Consider the following 18,822-nt stretch of genomic DNA (forward strand, 5'->3'; position numbering starts at 1 on the left):
AGATAGCTGTGATCTTGCGTCTCTGCGGAATCCGGCTCCCACCAAGGCGGGAAGCTGGCTGAAAGCGATTCTGCCGAGGCCCGGAGTCGCTCCGCTGCTGCCACGCGCGACCCCCTACACCGCGCCGGTTGGGCGAGAGTCGGCTGTCGACCGGACGAAGCGAGTGCGCTTTGAATGACCGCCGCGAGACGGTGGCCGACTGTCCGCTCAACGAAGCCGCACTGAAGGACCCCGCTGTGATCACTGTGGCAGCAGGAGACCTGCTGGGCATGAGTACGACTACTCAGTTGGGGTGGCGAATCGCGCGAATGCAGCGGGTTGAGGGTGACCGAAATCAGGCCAACCTGAAGATCAACTCGGCCTGACGGTGATACCGGCGAAGAGGAGACAGGCGGGAGTGGCTGGTACGCAGCGGTCCTTGGCGCAGAGCCGACCTTGACCCGCGTCCGCGACGGCTGGTCCGCTTACTGGGGTTGGGATGTCGGGCTCGGGGGGTGTCTGCGTGTTTCGGGTGGACCTGCATGCGCTGTGTCAGCTTGTCTGCCCGGAGGTGGAGGCCGTACACCGGACCCGTCTGTCGCGAGGCCGACGTCCACTTGGGGCTGCGCTACGCGGCGAACCATCTGCCCTATCCCTTCTGGCTGTTCAACCGGTCACGCGCAGTTCGTCCGTCTTCGGAGCGGAGTCGCAGGCATGAGGGGCAGACGTGGCGCGGCGATCGCTCTCGTCGCCGTAGGCGGCGCGGTGACCACGATGCTCGTGGGCCTGGTCACGAACGCCGTGTCAGCACAGTCGCACTGGCCTTCCTGGCTGGGCTGGCTACAGAAGCACCCCTGGCTGTCGTTCGTCACGCTGGGGGTCGCCACGGCCGGGCTGACGGCGCTGCTTGCCGTATTGGACGATCGCCGGGCACCGGGGCGAAGCCCGGACCCGACAGTGCGCCCGGATGACGGGTCGGGGCCGCCCGGCGCCGCACTGGTGCTCCGCTCGCTGCCGCGGGACACCACGGCGTTCACCGATCGGTCCGCCGAGCTGGAGTCGCTGGTGAGCTCGGTGCGGGCCTCGCAGGAGAACGAGGAAGCCCTGGCCGTCCACGTGATCGACGGGATGGCCGGCGTCGGGAAGACCACCCTCGCGGTGCACGCCGGTCACGTGCTCTCCGAGCGGTTCCCCGACGGGCAGCTCTTCGTGAACCTGAACGGGCACACGACGGGCCGCAGCCCCGTGCAGGCCACCGAGGCGCTGGCCTCGCTCCTCACAGCTGCCGGCGTGCCGACGCAACAGATACCCGTCGGCGACGACGTGAGCGCGATCACGGAGGCGCGGGCCGCCATGTGGCGGAGTCGGCTCGCGGGGAAGAAGGCGTTGCTCATCCTCGACAACGCGGCCAGCTACCGGCAGTTGGAGCCGCTGCTCCCCGGCGGGAGCGGCTGTCTTGTGCTGGTGACCAGTCGCAAGCGGCTCGCGGTGCACGAGGAGGTCGTGCTGGCGGTGGAGGCGTTGCCGCCGGATCACGCGGCCGACCTGTTCGTACGGCTCAGCGGACGGTCGGCGGACACCCTCGACCGGGACGCCCTCAAGGAACTGGTACGGATGTGCGGCTACCTGCCGCTGGGCGTCTCACTGCTTGCGGCGCGGCTGCGGCACCATCCGTCCTGGAGCGCCGAGGACCTGCGTGAGCGGCTGGTGGCCGCCCGCGACCGGCTGGGCGAACTGCGCGCCGGGGAACGCGCGGTCGCTGCGACGTTCGACCTCTCCTACCGGGATCTCGCTCCGGAACGCCAACGTTTCTTCCAGAGCCTCGGCTTCTACCCCGGTACGGATCTCGACGCGTACGCGGGGGCCGCGCTCGCCGCGGTCTCGCTTGCGGCCGCCCGTGACCAACTCGACGCGCTCTACGACGCCCACCTGATCGACGAACACCCCGGAAACCGCTACCGGCTTCACGACCTCCTACGCGACTACGCCCGCGGTCTCGCTGACGAAGGGGACAGCATGGACCACGTACAGACCGTTCAGCGTGTGTGCACCTACTACCTGGCCGTTCTGGCCGTCGCGAACGAGCACATCGTTCGCGACGGTGCGGGCGGGCCGCCTCCGCCGGACGGCACGTCGCAGGTGGAGATCCCGCCCATGGAGTCGCGTACGGCCGCTCTGGGCTGGCTGGAGAACGAGCGGCCCAACGTCCTGGCCTGCATCCGGGAGGCGAACGGGCTCGCCCAGCACGACCTCGTGATCCGGCTGGCCGCGGCGATGGCGCCCTTTCTGCGGCAGGCCGGGCCTTGGGACCAGGCCGTCGGGCTCCACCGGACCGCCGCCGCGGCTGCCCGGCACACCGGCGATCAGCGAGCGCTGGCCGGCGCGCTGACCGAACTCGGTGTCGCACGGCGCTTCATGGCCGCCTACCCCGAGGCGACCGAAGCCCTGAACGAGGCGGTGACGCAGTACGAGGCCGTCGGTGACCGGCGCGGTAAGGCGGACGCCCTGAACCAAGTGGGCATCGTCTGGTATCTGACCGCGGACAACGACGCAGGGGCCCGCGCCCAGACCGAGGCCCTCGCCCTCTACCGCGAACTGGGAGACCGGTACGGACAGGCCAACTCCCTCGCGGACCTAGGCATGGTGCGTCGGCAGACGAGCCGGTTCGACGCGTCGGTCGAGGCACAGTCCGAGGCGCTGGCCATCTATCGCGAGCTCGGCGACCGGTATGGAGAGGCCAACTCCCTACGGGACCTTGGCATCGTGCACTGCCTCATGGGCGAGTACGCCCTGGCCGCCCAGCGGCAGCGCGAAGCGTTCAGCATCTACAAGGAGCTGGACGACCGGGTCCACCAGGCTTACGCGCTGAACGAGTTGGGCGTGGTGCGGCGACTCACCGGCAATCTCGACAGTGCTCGCGAAGCCCACACTCAGGCGCTGGAGCACTACACCGCTCTCGGGGACCGTTTCGGCCGCGCGAACAGCATCCGCCACGGTGGTGTGCTCGACCGCCTGACCGGCGACCCGTCGACCGCGATCCGCGTGCTGGGGGAAGCTCTGGAGGCGTATCGCGATCTCGGCAGCCGCGGCGGCGAGGCTGCCTCACTGAGCGAACTGGGCGTCGCCCGCGGGCTCGTAGGCGAGCAGGACGGTGCTGTCGAGGCGTTCCGGCAGAGCCTGGAGATCCTGCGCGAGCTCGGCGATCACTGCGGAGAGGCGGAGGTGCTGAACCACTGGGGAGCGCTGCTGCGTACGTCCGGTGATCCGGCCGCTGGACGTGAGCACTTCGAGCGGGCTCTGGGACTGGCTCGGGACATCAGATGTCCGTTGGAGCAGGCACGGGCGTTGGAGGGGATCGGGCGTTGCGAATGGACGGTCGGCGGCCTCGCCCAAGCCGAGGGGGCGCTGCGTGAAGCGGTCACCGTGTACAGGCAGTTGGGGGTGAGCGCGTCGGTCGACGACATCGAGCGGCTCTTGGTGTCTCAGGCGGGATGAGCTGGGCACGTGGCCAGTTTCCGTATGTCGCGGTGAGTGGCGGCCCTGCTACGTTTCCGTCTGATCTGTCGCTTCAACTGCCGTCGCACCGTTCCGGTGCCGGTCTCCGGAAGCGTCCGTCACGAGGAGCGTTGAATGCCGATACGCACATCCGTTCCCGCACCACAAGCCACAGCCGTCACCGATCAGGAGTCCGCGCAGGGCAACGTGGTCCTGGACCGCGTCGCCGCCCGCGTACGGCAGCGGCAGGCAGTCGAACAGGCTGCCACGAACCGTGTCGGCGACGGCTCCCACGCCGCCTCCCTCATCTGGCCCTGGCCTTTCTGAGCGCTCTCGCTCGATGACTCTGCTCGAAGACATCGCCCCCTTCCGGACGTTCATCCTCAAGGTCGCCAACCGCTGCAACATCGACTGCGACTACTGCTTCGTCTTCAACTCCAAGGACCAGGTGGCGAGGCGGCTGCCCGCCCGGATGGACCTGGACGTAGTCCGAGCCGCGGCCCGACGGATCGGCGAACACGTCACGGCGCACGGTCTGCCGGCTGTCCATGTCGTGCTGCACGGCGGGGAGCCGTTGCTCGCCGGTGCCCGGCACATGACCGATCTGCTGGACGCGGTTCGGGACGGGATCCCGGACGGCACGGAGATCCGCTTCGAGCTCCAGACCAATGCCACGCTTCTCTCGGAAGCGTGGCTGGACCTCTTCGAGCAGTACGACGTGGCCGTGGGTGTCAGCCTCGACGGGCCGCCGGCCTCGAACGACCGACACCGGCTGACTCACCACGGGCGGTCGAGCGCCGCTGCCACCGTGCGAGGCATCGAACTCCTGCGGTCCCGGCCGCGCCTGTTCGCGGGACTGCTCGCCGTCGTGGACCTGGCCAACGACCCGGTGGAGGTACACGACTACCTGGCCTCCTTCGAGCCGCCGGTGATTGACTTCGGCCTGCCGCACGCAACCCACGACGACCCGCCGCACCGCCACGACCCGAGCGTGCCCGAGTACGGGCAGTGGTTGAGCCGGGTCCACGACGCCTGGCTCGCCCGCCCCGAGTACCAGCACAGCGTCCGGATGCTGGAGGACATCGTGGCGCTCAGCTCCGGCGTACGCGGCTCGGTGGAGACGCTCGGCCTGGCCCCGCCGACGAGCGTAGTCATCGAGTCCGACGGCACCATCGAGGGCGTGGACACCCTGCGGTCCGTCGAGGAGGGCGCCTCCTGGCTCGGACTCGACGTCTTCAACCAGTCCTTCGACGAGGCCCTTCGGCATCCGAAGCTCATGCACCGGCAGTATGGCAAGGACGCGCTCGCCGAGCAGTGCCAGAGCTGCCCGTTGGTGGACGTCTGCGGCGGGGGCTATCTCCCGCACCGCTTCAGCGCCGAGCGCGGCTACCGCAATCCCTCCGTCTACTGCGCGGACCTGGAGCACCTCATCCGGCATGTCCAGGGCTCCCTGCGGCAGCACGGATGGGACGACATCTACGCGTCGAGCACTCCGCCGCCGTAGCCATGCCGTACTCCACGACGGGACCGCGCGTTGGAGCGAGTGAGTGAAGCGATTGACGAAGAACGGGAGATGCCGATGAGCGTGACGATCCGGCCCGCCGAGAAGCGGGACATCACGGCTGTGGCCGAGCTGATCGAGGAGATCGAGCGGTTCTACAAGACGACGGAGATCCAGCCGTTCGAGGAACGCCGGACCCAGGTCGAGGAAGCCCTCTTCGGCTCCCCGCCGTTGGCGTCCGCGCTCCTGGTCGAGGACGAAGCCGGTGAAATCGTCGGCCTCGCCGCCTACTCGTTCCTCTGGCCCAGTGCCGGTTCCACGCACTCCCTCTTCCTCAAGGAGCTCTACGTCCGTGACACCCTCCGTCGGCAGGGTGTCGGAGCCCGTCTCATGGACGATCTCCGCGCCGTAGCCGCCGCACGTCCCGGGTGCAGCCGCGTCGAGTGGATGACCGACCGCGACAACCCGAACGCCCGCGCGTTCTACAAGTCACTCGGGTTCGCGGAGTCCGACGGGAAGATCGTCTACCGGGTCGACACCGGCGCGGTGTGAGTCGTTGAAGTGGGGCACGGGGCCCTGCCGGGGGAAACGGAAAGAGCGGGGCTGTGAAGGAAGAACGCTGCGAGCGGTGTGAGTGCATCATCGGGCTGGGCTGTGGGTGCCCATCTGACGGGGCCGTGCCGAAGGCGCGTTCTGCCTCCCGGTCGCGGCAGGAGTGGCGACGCTTCCCTGCGGACACGATCCTGATCTCGCCCACGCAGTACGCGCACCTACCCGGAGCATGCACTCACCTCACCGAAGAGTTGGTGACGGCACCGCGCTGGGGCTGGATCCCGGACCCGGCGCCCGGGCTCTGGGACCGCCTCGGCAGCAACTGTCCCGCGGTCGCGACCGCGGGCAACACCGCGCGGAGGGCTACCCGGCGGTGCGAGGAGTGTCAGACGGCGTGAGGGCTGTAGGCGCCCCGTCAGGCTCCGTGACAGTCGCGCCGTCGCCAGGCCGCGGGCCTGGCCGCCAGCGAAACCCAGGGCTGTACCGGCCTTGTCATGAGGTGACCCATGCAGGTCACCGAACTGATTGCGGCAGCGCAAGCCCGTCAGACGGCCACGCTCAGGAGAACGTCCGTCAGGCGCTCCGCGGCGTCCGGGCGGCCCACGGACTGTGCCCGCTCCGCCATCTGCTCACGCCCCTTGGGTGAGCTGAGGATTGGGTAGACCGCAGCGCGAAGCCCCTCAGCCGTGACCGCCTCTTTGACCAGAGCGACGGCGGCGCCGGCCCGCTGAAGGTGCAGGGCGTTGTGCTCCTGCTCGTTGCCCGCTGACGTCGCCAGCGGGATGAGGACGGACGGCTTGCCGAGGGCGGTGAGTTCGGCGATCGTGCCTGCGCCGCTGCGGGAGATGACGACGTCGGCGAGGGTGAGGACGTCGGGGAGTTCCGGGCCGACGAAGTCGGTGACCAGGTATTGAGGGCGTACGTCGTCCGGGAGTTGAGCCGCGTGCCGGCGCGACTCCTCGATGGAGGTGGCCCCGCACTGGTGGATGACGTTGGCATGGGTGAGCAGCCACGGGAGGATCGCGCGGACGACGGTGTTGATCTGGACGGAGCCCTGGGCTCCGCCGGTGATGTACACGGTGGGCAGGGTGCGGTCGAAGCCGGTGAGGCCCAGCGCGCTGATCGCCTTGTCCGGCTCGCCGGTCAGGACTTCCGGGCGTACGGGGTTGCCCGTGACCACCGCCGAGCTGCGCACCGACTCGGGCAGCAGCGCCAGCGTCGACTCCGACGAGACCGCGATGCGGGTCGCCGCACGAGCCAGGGCACGGTTGGCCAGCCCCAGGCGGACGGTCTGTTCGTGGATGACCAGTGGACGGCGGCAGAACCTGGCGGCCAGGCCGACCGGTACGGCGACGTAGCCGCCGGTGGACAGCACCACGTCGGGCTCGAACTCGGACACGATGGTGCGGGCCTGGACGGCGCCCAGGGGAACGCGGCCCATGTCCTTGATGTTCGCCGGGGAGGCCAGCTTGAGGGGGTTGCTGGAGCGGCGGATCTTGCCCGTCGCCACCGTTTTGAAGGGGATGCCCTCACGTTCGGCGACCCGCGCCTCCAGGCCCGTCGCGGTGCCGACCCACAGCACCTCCAGACCGATGCCCAGCCGGTCCAGCCGCGCGCTCGTCGTTCGGATCGCGGTGAGCGCGGGGTAGGTGTGGCCGCCGGTCCCGCCACCCGTGACGATCAGCCGGAAGGGTCGGCCCAGGGCGGCGAGACGGCGGTCGAGGTCTGCGCTGGTCACGTTGTGGGGGTTCCCGTTCCGGCGGGCGCCGGGGCCGTGCCCGGGCCTGGGGACATTCGGACGTGGCGGACGATATCAGGCAGGCGGACCTTCGTGAGGAGCCTTCCGACGCCCCATGGAGTGGTCCCGAACTGACCGAGATACGTGCGCAGGGTGCGCTGTTGGTCGCCGGTGAGGACGAACTCGCGTACCCCTGCCTCCGTGTACCGGAAGCGTCGCGGATCGCGGACGTTCTCCCGGCGCCGCGCGGCTGCCAGGAGCGCGTCGAGGTCGAAGCGCGCCGTCTGGCGCAGCGCCTCGGGCGGGTCGGTGCGGAAGATCTCGGAGAGCGTCAGGCGGTGGTAGTCGGCGGCCTCGCGCACGAGCGCCTCGATCTGGGTCCCGCCGCCCACGCCGACCCCGATGTCACGGAGCACGGCAAGGCAGGCGCGGGCGGCCACGTCCGCGGTGTCCTCCAGAGCCTCGGAGAGGATCCGGGTGCGGTAGGTGTAGAGCAGGTTGTTGCCCAGGTGGCCGTCCACGTACTGGTCGATGTTCTCGGTGGCGTAGGACAGCAACCTCCCCCGCTCCTCCCACAGTTGATTGTCGGTCTCGGCCCCGAACTCCTTCAGGACCGCCGTCAGGGCGGAGCCGTGGGCCAGCGTCCGCACACACTCCAGCCAGGTCATGGGCGAGATCTGGTGGGCGCGCAGGACGGCCAGGAGGACGGCGAAGACACCGCCGTTGTAGAGGGAGGCCAAGAGCAGGTCCATCAGCCGGCACTCCCGGTAGTCCTCGTACGACATGTCGGGGACCGTGACGCACACCTCGTCCAGCTCGGCGGCGCTCAACTCCTCGCCGAGGACGGTGTAGGTGCCGTAGCAGCGCGGCATGACCCGCCACCTGGTGACCAGGCCGTGTTTCCGCCGGTACTCCTCGGTGCACATCTCGCTGCCGGGCAGCAGGGTGAGCTGGAACATGTTCAGGCGGTCGAAGCCCGCGTCGACGAGCTGGCGCAGCGTGCCGAGGTGCTTCGCCTTCGAGTCGCCTGGCAGCGCGAGGATCACCTCGCTGTACGTGCCGGCCCCGGCGTCCGCCGCCGCGAGCGCGATCTCCATGAGCTTGCCGGCGTCGATGTTCGACCTGGCGATGTTGCGCAGGACGTCGGGGTCGAGGGACTGGACGGCGCCGGACAGGCTGATCGCGCCGGGGAGTTGGGCGACGGCGGACAGGACGCGGTCGCGTTGGTTCTTGCCGGTGGTGACGTTGACGACGCGCGGCCAGCCGTACAGCTGCTGGCATTCGGCGAGCACCCGGCAGGTCTCGTGGTCCTCGGGGAACATGCCGAAGTTGCTGTCGGTGATGAGGAGTTCGTTGCGGGCCGAGCCCGCTTCGACCAGCGGTTTCATGCGGCGGCCGATGTAGTGCAGCTCGTCGCGGATCTGCTGCTCGTGCTTCTTGGCGACTCGCTGGAAGTACTGGGTGCCCTCCTGACAGAAGGTGCACTTGAAGGGGCAGCCGCGGTTCGTCTGGACGGTGGGGACGAGCTTGCCGTCGAAGAACTCGTCCATGAGGCCGGACAGGTACGGGGAGGGGACGGAGGACAGGTTGTGGATCCGCACGCGCGGTGGTGGGGCGTGGAGTGTCCCGTCGTCTGCGAGGCAGTGGACTCCGGGGACGTAGCCGCGTACGTCGGTGCAGGCGAACTCGTTGAGGGTGTCCAGGAGTTCGGCGAAGGCGGGCTCTCCCTCCCCGTCGACGTAGAAGTCGACCCTTCCCGCCAGCCGTTCGTGCCAGAAGTCGGTCTGGTCGGGGAGGCGGAGCGGATAGTGCGGGCCGCCGAAGACGACGGTTGTCTCTGGGAAGCGCTTCTTGATCAGCTCGGCGAAGGCGAGTGAGAGGTGGCTGTTCCAGATGTAGTGCGAGAACCCGATCACGTCCGGCGGGCCGTCCTCCTCCAGCGCGGACGCCAGCGCCTCGGGGTACTTGAAGACGCGGATCGGGTGGACGAGGTCCAGCTTCGTGGCCGCGTAGGTGGCCAGGCCCCCGACCGCCTGCGGCATCGTCTCCGCCGAGATCGTCTGCTGGGTGTACGTCAGGTCGGCCAGCCATGTCGTGAGGCTGATCCGCGGTCGGACTGCCGTGCGGACGGTCGGGTTCGGCAGCGGTACGGAGGCTGTCATCGCGTGACCTCCTCGCGGCGCAGGAAGATCTGCAGGAGCAGACGGCGTTCGTCCTCGGGCACGTCCTCCTGGCCGGCGCCGAGTGCCTCGCGGCCGTGGCAGCTCAGGTGCTGGTTGACGATGAGCATGTCGCCCTGGCCGAGCAGGAACCTGTGCTGCCTGGTGATCAGCTCGTGCTCCAGGGCGCGGGCCGCCTTCGTGTACGGGGCGTCGGGGTCGGCCTCGGCGAGCATCTTCGCCGTGAACCGGACGAAGCCCTCCAGCGGCGGCAGCCCGTCGATGACGGGGAACGGCTTCCACTCCTCGCCTACGCCGGTCAGGTCGTCGAAGGCCCCATCCTCGTAGCGGGGATGCGTCAACAGCTCGGCGTCGTCGTAGCCGAGCCGTTCCACGGCCTGGCGGATCTGCGAGACGAGGCTGTGCCCTTCGCCCCTGGGGTCGGGGCGTACGCACAGCAGCGCGCTGTAGTCGGGCGGCCGGGTGGAGTTCACGATGTCCAGGTGCATCGGGTTGTAGCCCACCCCGGTCGCTCGCATCGGGTCGATAGTCAGGTTGGTGCCCAGCGGCTTCCACAACGGCCACCGGTCGAAAGCCCGGAGAGGGGTGGCGATCAGGGAGACCAGCGCCGTGACGGCCTGCAGCCCGGTCTCCGCGGTGCCGGCGGCGTCGAGAAGCCCGGCCAGTTCCAGCACGGCGAAGCCTTCACTCTCAGGTGAGTTGAGCAGCCGGTCGCACGTGGCGACGAACTCGGCAGTGTGCGGCAGCTCCGAAAGCGCCCGCCGACAGGCGGTGCTGGACTCCGCGGACAACAGCCCCTCGGAGAGCTGCCAGTCCGGCAGGGACGTGGTGCACTCGGCCAGTTCGGCGGCGAAGTCCTTCGGCAGTGGCACGCGATACGACGGCAGTGACGATAAAGGCATGTGTACTCCTTGAGTTGGGCGTGGTGGGTACGCGAAGACGCGGACGCGATCCGCGAACACGCGAAGAGGTCGGTCACCCCTCGATCGCCTGTGGGCGGAGCAACGCGATGAGATCTCCGAGGCCGACGGCGAACCAGATGATCAGCAGCACGGGTACGACCAGCAGCGCGAACTGGAAGCAGCCGAAGCAATAGCGCCGTAGGAGCTGGAGCGGATGGCGAAGCCCCCAGCCCACAAGTGCCGTGCCCGTCCGGCGCGGTCGGGCCTGCCGGTGGATCGTGGCTCCGGGCGCTGCACTCATCGGCGCCTGCTCTTCGATCCGAGGTCGTGTCCCCGGCTTTCCGGACCGGGCACGCAGCTTTCGTACGAGGCCAGGGGCGCGATCTGCGCGATCGGGAAGACACACCAGGCGACCGCCCCGTCGACGGTGAACCCCCATCTCCCGCCGAGCTCGTCGATGAGCGTGTCGACCAGCCACAGGCCCCGTCCGCTCTCCATCTCCCACCCGACGTGCACCGGTTCGGGCACTGCGGAGGGCGAGTGGTCGTTGACCTCGATCCGTACTTGGCCGCCGACGTGCCGCAAGCGGAAACCGACCGAGTCGCCGTGCCCGTGAACGACCGCGTTGGTGCACAGCTCCGAGATCACCACCTCTGCCGATTCGACCCGCGCCACGCGCATGCGGCACACGTTCCGCAGCCACGCGCCCCCGATACGCCGGGCGTGCTCGACCCGCGACACATCCCGCACGAAGGCGACGTCGACGGGTGAGGGATGCCACGCGAGTGCCGGAGCCGGAGCCGGAGCCGTGGACGCGGCCCTGGCCCCTGCGGGACTCGGGGGAGCGGGCAAAGCCGTTGTCGGAACTGCAGGCACCATCGCCCAGCCCTTCCGCAGGTCAAGGGGTATCAGGAGCGCAGAGCGCGCTCTGTGGCCCAACCACCGTGCCCCGTGGGAAAGTTGCTTCGCAACGAAACGGCTCAAGAAATTTCACCGCGAACGAAAATGGCACATGACACCGCAAGCGCATGGTCTGTTGCAGCGCGCGTATCGCGTGTCAGACTGCGCGCATCGCGGCTTCGGCGAACGCATGCGATGGAAAGGCGAACACATGGCGGCCAAACCCCGACCTACCGTGCGGCGTATCGAACTCGGTTACGAGTTGCGGCAGTTGCGCGAACGGGCTGGGATGACGCTTGAGGAAGTCGTCGGAAGTGGCGTCGTGAACGGGCTGTACGTCACCAAACTGCACCGCGTCGAGAAGGGGCTTCAGGACCTGCGCAGCGCTGGTGATCTGCGCGCGCTGCTGGAGCTGTACGACGTGACCGACGACCGCGACGTCGACCAGCTCCTGGGGATCCAGCGCGACGGCGCGAGCCAGGACTGGTGGACGCCCTTCAGGTCCACGATGCCGTCCGGCATGCCTCGCTTCGTCGGCATCGAGACCGCGGCGCGGGAGACGTGGGCCTTCCATCCGGCACTCGTTCTCGGCCTGCTGCAGACGGAGGCGTACGCACGTGCGCTGTACGAGCTCGCGAAGCCGATCGAGGAGACCACGAGCGAGTTCATCGAGAAGAACGTCCGGGTGCGCCTCCGGCGCAAGGAAGCACTCACCAGGGACGAGGAGCCGCTGCGGCTGAGGGCCGTGCTGTACGAGCCCGCGCTGCGGTACGTCGTCGGCGATCCGGACGTGATGCGGGAGCAGTACGAGGAGATCGCGAGGGTGGCGTCCCTGCCCAACGTGAGCGTTCAGGTGCTGCCCCAGACACTGCGCGGATATCTCTCCGTGCACGACTTCACGGTCCTGCACCTGGACGACGGAATGCCGACCTCGGTGCAGGTGGACAACGCGTGGAGCGCCACCTCGGTGTCCGACAAGCCGCGCGAGGTCGGACGGTTCACCCGGAAGTTCAACGCCCTCACGGCATCCGCGCTGCCGCCGGAGGAAACGCCGGCGTTCCTGCAACAACTCACGCGAGAGAGCACCTGATGACCCACACCCGTACCCACATGGCCCCCGAGTTCACCGGCGCCGGCGCGCGCTGGTTCAAGTCGTCGTACTCCGACGGCGCCGGCAACAACTGCATCGAGATCGCCGACCTCACCGACACGGCACACGCCGGTGTCGCGATCCGCGACAGCAAGGACCCCCAGGGGCCCGCGCTGCTCGTGGGCCAGGCGTCGTTCGCAATATTCGTCCAGGGGGTCCGTCCGGGTCGGTAGGAAGAACGGCCGCACGCAGGTCGAGTCGCAGCACAGGGACCTGGGGCACGGTGGGGTGCCTGGTGCTACTTGGTGCACTGGGCCCCACGACTGGGAGTGACTCTCCTCAGGAGACCGGGAAGAGTCACTCGGCGGCACGGACATCGACGGGGACGGCGGCTTGGGGCGGGACGACGAGGCGACGCGGGCCGTTGTCGGGTTCTGCGCGGCGATCCTCGACCGGCTCAACGCTCCCCACATCGAGATCGGCACCAAGTCCCACCGCCTGGCCCGCACCAAGGCGAACAAGACCAGCGGGACGACATAGCCGACCGCCCGAGGGGTCAGGAACTCAGATGCTCATGCAGCATCCTCCAGCCGCCGTCCCGCCGCACGATGACATTGGTGCCCCGCCCCTGGCCAGAACGTGGTTCACCGTCGACGACGCCAGTCCAGGCAAACCGATAACGGCACACCGCGACGTCCGCGGTGAGCACGGGCCACTCCAGATCCCGGACCTCATACACCTCGTCGAGGATCTTCGCGAATGTCTTCTCGATCGCGGACCGGATCTCCTCGATGCCCTGATACGAGCCGTCCGAGAACCAGTACGTAGCGTCATCAGCGATGAACGGCACGACCCGCTCGATGTCATGACTGTTGTTGGCCCGCTCGTACTCGCCCATGAACGACGCGAGTTCGGATTCCAGGGATACCTGATTCGTCACGACGGTCATCATGCCGATGGCCACGCACGACCGTCATCGCCTTTGCCGCCTGGTGGTCCCACTTCAATCCGCCCTACGGGGCCACCGCTAGCGGACGCCCTGGCCACATCGAGAGGTACTCTCCTGCTCACGTCGTGGCAGCGAAGGATCTCAACGCCCAGGCCCGGATGGTGACCGAACAAGTGCTGGGGGATCTGGAGAAGGAAAGCGCGGAGAGGTCCTGAGGGGCTTCTTCCAGCTGGCTGCGGTGGTTTGCTGAGCCGGAAACTTCGCACACCACGGTGAACTTGCCGGAGTCCTCGTCACCGTGGGTGCGCGGCGGGCAGGGACACAGAAGGTGGACGGTTACCCGTCGCCTGTGGGCCGAGCAGATCCGCTCGCCTTCAGCCCGCGTCGGCCAAGCCCTCCCATTCTCCGCTCGCGAGATGCGTATTGCGCCAACGCCTCCCACAGATCTTCCCTGGTCATATCGGGCCGCGGCTTCTCCGTGAAGGCCATCTCGGAAAACGCCATCTGCCACAGGAAGAAGTTAGAGGTTCGCATCTCCCCGCCGGACCGAATGAATAGGTCAACATCAGGAAGGGCGAATCGGTTGAGGTAACGGGTGAAAACAACCTCATCCATGTGCACGTCAGGCAGGGCTCCGCTACGTGCATCCTCGGCCACTCTACCGACCGCGTGAAGGATCTCATCCCTTCCGCCATAGTTGATGCACAGCGTGAATGTCAGCGCATCATTTCCCTGCGTGATTTCCTGAGCTGATTCGATCTCACGCACAAGATGCCCCGGCATCCGCTCTGAGGATCCCAACCAGCGCACCCTCACACCCATGTCGCGGAGTCTCAACTTGTTTTCGCGGAGGTAGTCCGCATAGACAGTCATGAGATCCTCCACCTCGCTGGCGGGGCGCTTCCAATTTTCCGTCGAGAAAGCATGCAAGCTCAGGAAAGTGACACCGATTTCGACAGCCCCGCCAATGACATCCTGAAGTGCCCTTCCTCCTTGTCTGTGACCCGCATTGCGGGGCAGTCCTCGCTGCTCAGCCCATCTGCCGTTCCCGTCTGGAGCTATGGCCACATGGCGAGGTAGGAGATCGCTCAATATTTCCGGCATTGCCGGGCTGAGGTCTTCCTTGGATCGCCGAACTTCGAGACCACCGGTCATCCCTTTTCTCTCTTTCCTCGCCAAAGAGTGCCATACGTCCTTTTCGGGAAAGGGTGAGAATTTCACCACCGGGGCAGTTAAACCCCAAGAATGTGGGCACTGTTCCGCCCTTTGTGCTTGCTCCGCTGACACGGCCTCGGCCACTCGCGCCAACGCCAGTGGCCGCCCCCTCCCGCGGCCATACTACTGTCAATTCATTCGGTCCAGGCATGCTGGGGCAAAGGAACAGAACGGTGAACCGCCCTGCTCGAGAAGCAAGTTGCCGCCCTGGCGTTGCCGTAGGCTCGTCAGCCCGAGAATGCTTCGCGATGGTGGGACCGTCCGGGAATGCCGAGGGGCGCGCGGTGCTCAAGCCGGGCCTACGGGTCGGCTATTGGGCGGTGCCATATCTGGCGGCGGACACGACGGAATCCAGCCCTGCGGGATGAACACCGGCCTGTTCGCAGTGGATCCGCTGCACCGTTGCGCCTCACCAGCCATTAGGCTCCGCCGGTGACGACACTGAACCGATTCCAGATGTTCTTCGATGGCCGGGTCTATCGCGTTGTCGTGGACGGTCAGGAAGTGACCGGCTACGTCGCGGCCGTCGACGTCCACACAGATGCACATGATCTGCCGCGTGTTGTTCTGAACCTGCGCCCGACGGAGACGTGGCCCGTCGAACTGAACCTCTTGGCCCAGGTGCAGGTCGGGGTGTCGGCCGAGCCGGGGCCTGCAGCGGCCGCGTTCTTGGAGGCGCTCGACCCGGTCGAGGTTGAGCGTGCCGCCTTGGCTCGCGCGGATCTGGAGAACGTGCCGGGTGCTGGTACGGCGGCGGTGCTGCGGCAGCTGGCGGAGTGGGCCCGTGGCGCTTGAGCTCTCCGGCGTACGCCGAGCCGTGGAAGGGATGTTCGATGACCGGCTGCAGATCTGGCGGGACGCAGATGGGCGCTCGGACGACGTCCTCGACGAGACCACGGGTGAACTCGAACCCGCTGACCCGGACGCGGCGTTGATTTGGGAAGGAGCAGGCGCCGTCACTCCTATCGGCCGACCCGTGATGGCGGCGTCGCTGGACGACCGCATCGATCCGCCGGCTGTTGCGACGGCGTATCAGGTGCTGTTGCCACTGGACGCGCCACAGATCCGGCTCGACGACACCATGGTGGTGGTCGGTTCCATGCGGGCCGCGGGGCCCAGAGACCCGTACCTGGTCGGACGGAGATTTCGTGCCACCGAAGCCCTCACTGGAACCTTCGCGGTGGTGCGGGTCGTGCGCGTGGAACTCCTGGGCTGATGTCTACTGCTGCCGCAGTCAAGGGAGTTGGCCACCTGAAGGCACGCTCTCGACTACCTTGATCCGCATGTCGTGGATCGGGCGCGCGGGGCATCAGATTCGCCGAGGAGAGAACCTCGACGCCTATCTGACGATCACGGTTTCGATCGTCCTCGCGGTGCTCAACCTCGCGGGCATCGTCTCCACGGAGAAGGTTCTCGGTGCGCTGCTCGCGGTGCTCGCTCTTCTGGCCACCGGGACGCTGGTCACCAGGACCAAGCTCGACGCGATGGCCGCTGCGGGGGAGTCTGCGAAGAGTCCCGTACTCATCACGACGTTTCCCCCCTCTCATGACGAGGACCTCCAGGGTGACGGTGACCTGTACCTGGCCGGCGTCTCCCTCACCAATGCGGTCCCCTCGATCCTTCACGCGTTGGAGAGACGGCTACGCGCCGGCAGTCTCGTCCGCATCCTTGTGATCCAACCATCCTCTCCCGCCGAGCAACTGGCCGAGAACCGGCTCGGTATCCAGGCGGACCATGCCCGTCGCACCGGGCAGACCCGTGGGACTCTCACGCACCTCGAACGGCTGCACACCTCGGTGCCTGGACGCTTGGAGGTGCGGGTGACCACGGAAGAACTGAGCTTCGGGTGGACGCACATCGCACCGGGGACCTCCCGGGCGACTCTCTATCTCCAGTACTACGCGTACAAGATCCAACGGCTGGAGAACATGAAGATGGTTCTTCGGCCCGCGGACGGACAGTGGTACGACTTCCATCTGGACCAGTTGCAAGCGTTCTGGGACAACGCCACACCCTGGAACACGACTTCATAGTCATTAGGCTCCGCCGGTGACCGCCCTGAACCCGCACCCCAATGCTCATCCCGATGCCGTCGCATTCCGCGATCCGATCGAACTGGCCGCCGCGCTCGCACGGTTGGGGCCAGCAGTACGGTCCCGGACGCGGGCGATCACGCGACATCACGCCATGTTGCTGCGGGTCCGCATTCAGAAGAACGCCTCGGGGCGGCCGGGACCGAATGTGATCACCGGTCAGTACCGGGCGTCGTGGGATGTAAAGGTGACCGTCGCCGGGGGCCAGGTGACAGCGGTGGTGTTCACCAACGCACCGCAGCAGCGGCGGCTGGAGTACGGGTTCGTGGGCGTGGACCGGCTGGGGCGGCAGTACCGCCAACCGCCGTATCCGCACATCGAGCCCGCGTTCCGGCAGACCCAGCCCGGGTTTCTGGAAGTGCTGCGCACAGGGGCGTTGCCGCGATGACGATTCCTCGGCTGCCGCTGACCCGCGCGCTCGTGGCCGTGCTTGTAGAGGGAACGGGGCGGCCGTGCGGGCTCGGGGTGCTGCCGCGGGCGGTGGGCGGGGAACCTGCGGCCTTTCCCTATCTGATCCTCGACAGCCTGCCGGGGGAGTTCTCCGGCCCGTCGTTCGCCGACTGGCATGCGGACGCCGTCTGGACGTACCAGGTGACCAGCGTGGGGGAGCGGGCCGATCAGGTGCAGTGGCTCGCTGACAAGGTCCGTGCGGTGCTCTTCGACCGGACGGCGAGTGGCTGGCGTACGGAGGTCGAAGTCCCCGGAATGCGGGTGATCGACCGGGAGTTGACCGCCGACGCCGGTGGAGATCCGGTTGACGGTTCGCAGGGCGATATCGTTTCCTACGTGCAGCGGTTCACGATCACCGTGACACCAGCCTGATCCTCCTCTCACCGCGGAGCCACGCGGACGCCCGGCCGACGAGCCCGGCGCAGCACCCACCCCGGAGTGCCCCGTGGCTCAGCAGCGCTTCATGCGGCGCGGCATCACCAAGATTCTCTGGTTGAAGAACATCGCCGCCGCGACCAGGATCCCCACCCGTGCGGAGATCTCCGCCCCGAACTCCACCGACCTGACCGAGGCGATGAGCGATGTCGACGGCTGGTCGCTGACGAACGAGTCGATCGAGACGCCCGACATGGCGTCGACGTTCTCCTCCTCCATCCCCGGCAACGACAAGGCCGACAACTCCTCGATCACCTTCTACGAGGACCAGCTCAGCGACGCCGTTGAGACGCTGCTGCCCAAGGGCGCCGTCGGCTTCGTCGTGTTCCTGCGCAAGGGCGACATCCCCGGCTCGAAGTCCCTGGACAGCTTTCCCGTCCAGGTGGCCTCGCGCACCCCGCAGTACAACGCGGGCAACGAGGCCGCGAAGTTCCAGGCGGTCTTTTCGATCACCTCCCCGCCGACGCTCGATGCCGCCGTGCCCGCCGCTTCCGGTGGGGGCAACTGATGGCCGCCAGGAGCGAGGCGACGTGGGAGCAGAAGATGGAGCGGCTGCGCCGCCGCTCCCTGCCAGAGCGCGTTCTGCAGATCTGCGACGACACAGCGCGGCGCGCAGAGTACGACGAGGCCAAGCGCGCCGCCGCCCGCGCCCAGCTCCTCGCCGACAGCGATCCGGACAACGCGGCGCTTGCCGCCCGGGCGACTGCGGAGGCCGAGCGGTACGAGACCGCACGCAGAGCCTTCGACACGGCCTCCGTCTCTCTGCGCTTCCGCGCGCTGCCGCGGCCGGTTCTTGAGGAGCTCATCCACGCCCATCCGCCGACCGACCAACAGGCAGCCGACGGGGCGGCGTTCAACCCGGACACCTTCCCCGCCGCGCTGATCGCCGCCTCCAGCACGGACGGCATGAGCGAGACCGAAGCCCGCGAGCTGCTGGATTCCTGGTCGGCGCCGGACGCGAACGCCCTGTGGGAGGCCGCCTGGCAGGTACAGCAGGAGTCCCGCGCTGACCTGGGAAAAGACTGACGGCCGACCCGCAACTGAGGGCTGAGCTGGAGCTGTGCGAGACCTACCGCATCCCACACTCGCGGTTCCTCGGGGGCGACGGCCTCTGGTCCGAACTCGACCGCGCGAAGGCCCTGGCGTGGCAGGCGCGGCAGCGCTCGCTCTGCCCGGACTGCCGTACCCGTGAGGCGGAGTGGCAGGACGACCGGCACGCCTACGTCACCGACACCGTGCGCTGCCCCGGCTGCGAGCTGATCGCCCAGGAACGCGACCGCGTGCCCGAGGGCCGCGCTGGCTACGGCATCAAGGTCACGCTCCTGCCCCGGCGGACGTACGAG

General features: G+C 68.0%; 21 protein-coding genes. 14 read left to right on the forward strand and 7 right to left on the reverse strand.

The annotated features are described in order from the left end of the window. The first annotated feature begins 693 nt into the window (after positions 1-693). The 4 genes from haaT (at position 694) to haaN (ending at position 5,527) form a co-directional block, all read left to right on the forward strand. Positions 694-3,474, forward strand: a complete 2,781-nt coding sequence (gene haaT, locus R2B38_RS22580; protein ID WP_318017868.1) for a cyclophane-containing RiPP biosynthesis TPR protein HaaT — start codon at positions 694-696, stop codon at positions 3,472-3,474. A gap of 135 nt (positions 3,475-3,609) precedes the next feature. Continuing rightward, a complete protein-coding gene (gene haaA, locus R2B38_RS22585) occupies positions 3,610-3,801 on the forward strand; it encodes a HaaA family cyclophane-containing RiPP peptide (RefSeq protein WP_318017869.1) in 192 nt (63 codons plus the stop codon). A gap of 13 nt (positions 3,802-3,814) precedes the next feature. Beyond that, positions 3,815-4,978 carry an FxsB family cyclophane-forming radical SAM/SPASM peptide maturase gene (locus R2B38_RS22590; RefSeq protein ID WP_318017870.1) on the forward strand — a complete coding sequence of 388 codons (1,164 nt, stop codon included), beginning with the start codon at positions 3,815-3,817 and terminating at the stop codon, positions 4,976-4,978. A 75-nt stretch (positions 4,979-5,053) separates the two neighbouring features. Then, complete coding sequence (gene haaN, locus R2B38_RS22595; RefSeq protein WP_318017871.1) at positions 5,054-5,527, forward strand: cyclophane-containing RiPP N-acetyltransferase HaaN; 474 nt, start codon at positions 5,054-5,056, stop codon at positions 5,525-5,527. A 544-nt stretch (positions 5,528-6,071) separates the two neighbouring features. Here haaN and R2B38_RS22600 read toward each other — a convergent pair. From R2B38_RS22600 to R2B38_RS22620, 5 genes are all read right to left on the reverse strand, one after another. Next, complete coding sequence (locus tag R2B38_RS22600; protein ID WP_318017872.1) at positions 6,072-7,265, reverse strand: UDP-N-acetylglucosamine--N-acetylmuramyl-(pentapeptide) pyrophosphoryl-undecaprenol N-acetylglucosamine transferase; 1,194 nt, start codon at positions 7,263-7,265, stop codon at positions 6,072-6,074. Beyond that, positions 7,262-9,427 carry a B12-binding domain-containing radical SAM protein gene (locus R2B38_RS22605; RefSeq protein ID WP_318017873.1) on the reverse strand — a complete coding sequence of 722 codons (2,166 nt, stop codon included), beginning with the start codon at positions 9,425-9,427 and terminating at the stop codon, positions 7,262-7,264. Before R2B38_RS22605 ends, R2B38_RS22600 begins: the two co-directional genes overlap by 4 nt. Beyond that, positions 9,424-10,347: a TauD/TfdA family dioxygenase gene (locus R2B38_RS22610; RefSeq protein ID WP_318017874.1), complete on the reverse strand. Its 924-nt coding sequence runs from the start codon at positions 10,345-10,347 to the stop codon at positions 9,424-9,426. Before R2B38_RS22610 ends, R2B38_RS22605 begins: the two co-directional genes overlap by 4 nt. Positions 10,348-10,420: 73 nt before the next feature. Continuing rightward, the gene (locus R2B38_RS22615) at positions 10,421-10,648 is read right to left on the reverse strand and encodes a hypothetical protein (protein ID WP_318017875.1); all 228 of its coding nucleotides are present in this window, start codon (positions 10,646-10,648) and stop codon (positions 10,421-10,423) included. Further along, entirely contained in the window at positions 10,645-11,226 is a 582-nt protein-coding gene (locus R2B38_RS22620; RefSeq protein ID WP_318017876.1) for an ATP-binding protein, read from the reverse strand. The genes R2B38_RS22615 and R2B38_RS22620 overlap by 4 nt, the downstream gene beginning before the upstream one ends. A gap of 232 nt (positions 11,227-11,458) precedes the next feature. Between R2B38_RS22620 and R2B38_RS22625 the strand changes: the two genes are divergently transcribed. The 3 genes from R2B38_RS22625 to R2B38_RS22635 all read left to right on the forward strand — a co-directional run bounded on the left by R2B38_RS22625 (position 11,459) and on the right by R2B38_RS22635 (position 12,877). Continuing rightward, complete coding sequence (locus tag R2B38_RS22625; protein ID WP_318017877.1) at positions 11,459-12,337, forward strand: helix-turn-helix domain-containing protein; 879 nt, start codon at positions 11,459-11,461, stop codon at positions 12,335-12,337. Further along, positions 12,337-12,570 carry a DUF397 domain-containing protein gene (locus R2B38_RS22630; RefSeq protein ID WP_318017878.1) on the forward strand — a complete coding sequence of 78 codons (234 nt, stop codon included), beginning with the start codon at positions 12,337-12,339 and terminating at the stop codon, positions 12,568-12,570. Before R2B38_RS22625 ends, R2B38_RS22630 begins: the two co-directional genes overlap by 1 nt. Before the next feature lie 160 nt (positions 12,571-12,730). Beyond that, a complete protein-coding gene (locus R2B38_RS22635; protein ID WP_318017879.1) occupies positions 12,731-12,877 on the forward strand; it encodes a hypothetical protein in 147 nt (48 codons plus the stop codon). Between the two features lie 16 nt (positions 12,878-12,893). Here the strand turns inward: R2B38_RS22635 and R2B38_RS22640 are convergent, their stop codons facing one another. Both R2B38_RS22640 and uppS read right to left on the reverse strand, forming a co-directional pair. Next, positions 12,894-13,301 carry a nuclear transport factor 2 family protein gene (locus tag R2B38_RS22640; RefSeq protein ID WP_318017880.1) on the reverse strand — a complete coding sequence of 136 codons (408 nt, stop codon included), beginning with the start codon at positions 13,299-13,301 and terminating at the stop codon, positions 12,894-12,896. A gap of 321 nt (positions 13,302-13,622) precedes the next feature. Then, positions 13,623-14,510, reverse strand: a complete 888-nt coding sequence (gene uppS / locus R2B38_RS22645) for a polyprenyl diphosphate synthase (RefSeq protein WP_318017881.1) — start codon at positions 14,508-14,510, stop codon at positions 13,623-13,625. A 423-nt stretch (positions 14,511-14,933) separates the two neighbouring features. Here uppS and R2B38_RS22650 point away from each other — a divergent pair, with 423 nt between their 5' ends. From R2B38_RS22650 to R2B38_RS22680, 7 genes are all read left to right on the forward strand, one after another. Continuing rightward, entirely contained in the window at positions 14,934-15,296 is a 363-nt protein-coding gene (locus R2B38_RS22650; protein WP_318017882.1) for a hypothetical protein, read from the forward strand. Further along, complete coding sequence (locus R2B38_RS22655; protein WP_318017883.1) at positions 15,286-15,717, forward strand: DUF6093 family protein; 432 nt, start codon at positions 15,286-15,288, stop codon at positions 15,715-15,717. The genes R2B38_RS22650 and R2B38_RS22655 overlap by 11 nt, the downstream gene beginning before the upstream one ends. 67 nt (positions 15,718-15,784) lie before the next feature. Further along, entirely contained in the window at positions 15,785-16,534 is a 750-nt protein-coding gene (locus tag R2B38_RS22660) for a hypothetical protein (RefSeq protein ID WP_318017884.1), read from the forward strand. A gap of 16 nt (positions 16,535-16,550) precedes the next feature. Further along, positions 16,551-16,982, forward strand: a complete 432-nt coding sequence (locus tag R2B38_RS22665; RefSeq protein ID WP_318017885.1) for an HK97 gp10 family phage protein — start codon at positions 16,551-16,553, stop codon at positions 16,980-16,982. Then, positions 16,979-17,416 carry a hypothetical protein gene (locus R2B38_RS22670; RefSeq protein ID WP_318017886.1) on the forward strand — a complete coding sequence of 146 codons (438 nt, stop codon included), beginning with the start codon at positions 16,979-16,981 and terminating at the stop codon, positions 17,414-17,416. The genes R2B38_RS22665 and R2B38_RS22670 overlap by 4 nt, the downstream gene beginning before the upstream one ends. A 73-nt stretch (positions 17,417-17,489) precedes the next feature. After that, positions 17,490-17,987, forward strand: coding sequence for a hypothetical protein (locus tag R2B38_RS22675; protein ID WP_318017887.1), 498 nt, complete (start codon positions 17,490-17,492; stop codon positions 17,985-17,987). Further along, positions 17,987-18,505 carry a hypothetical protein gene (locus R2B38_RS22680; protein ID WP_318017888.1) on the forward strand — a complete coding sequence of 173 codons (519 nt, stop codon included), beginning with the start codon at positions 17,987-17,989 and terminating at the stop codon, positions 18,503-18,505. The genes R2B38_RS22675 and R2B38_RS22680 overlap by 1 nt, the downstream gene beginning before the upstream one ends. Positions 18,506-18,822 lie beyond the last annotated feature (317 nt).

It is taken from the genome of Streptomyces sp. N50, from assembly GCF_033335955.1.
GTDB lineage: Bacteria > Actinomycetota > Actinomycetes > Streptomycetales > Streptomycetaceae > Streptomyces.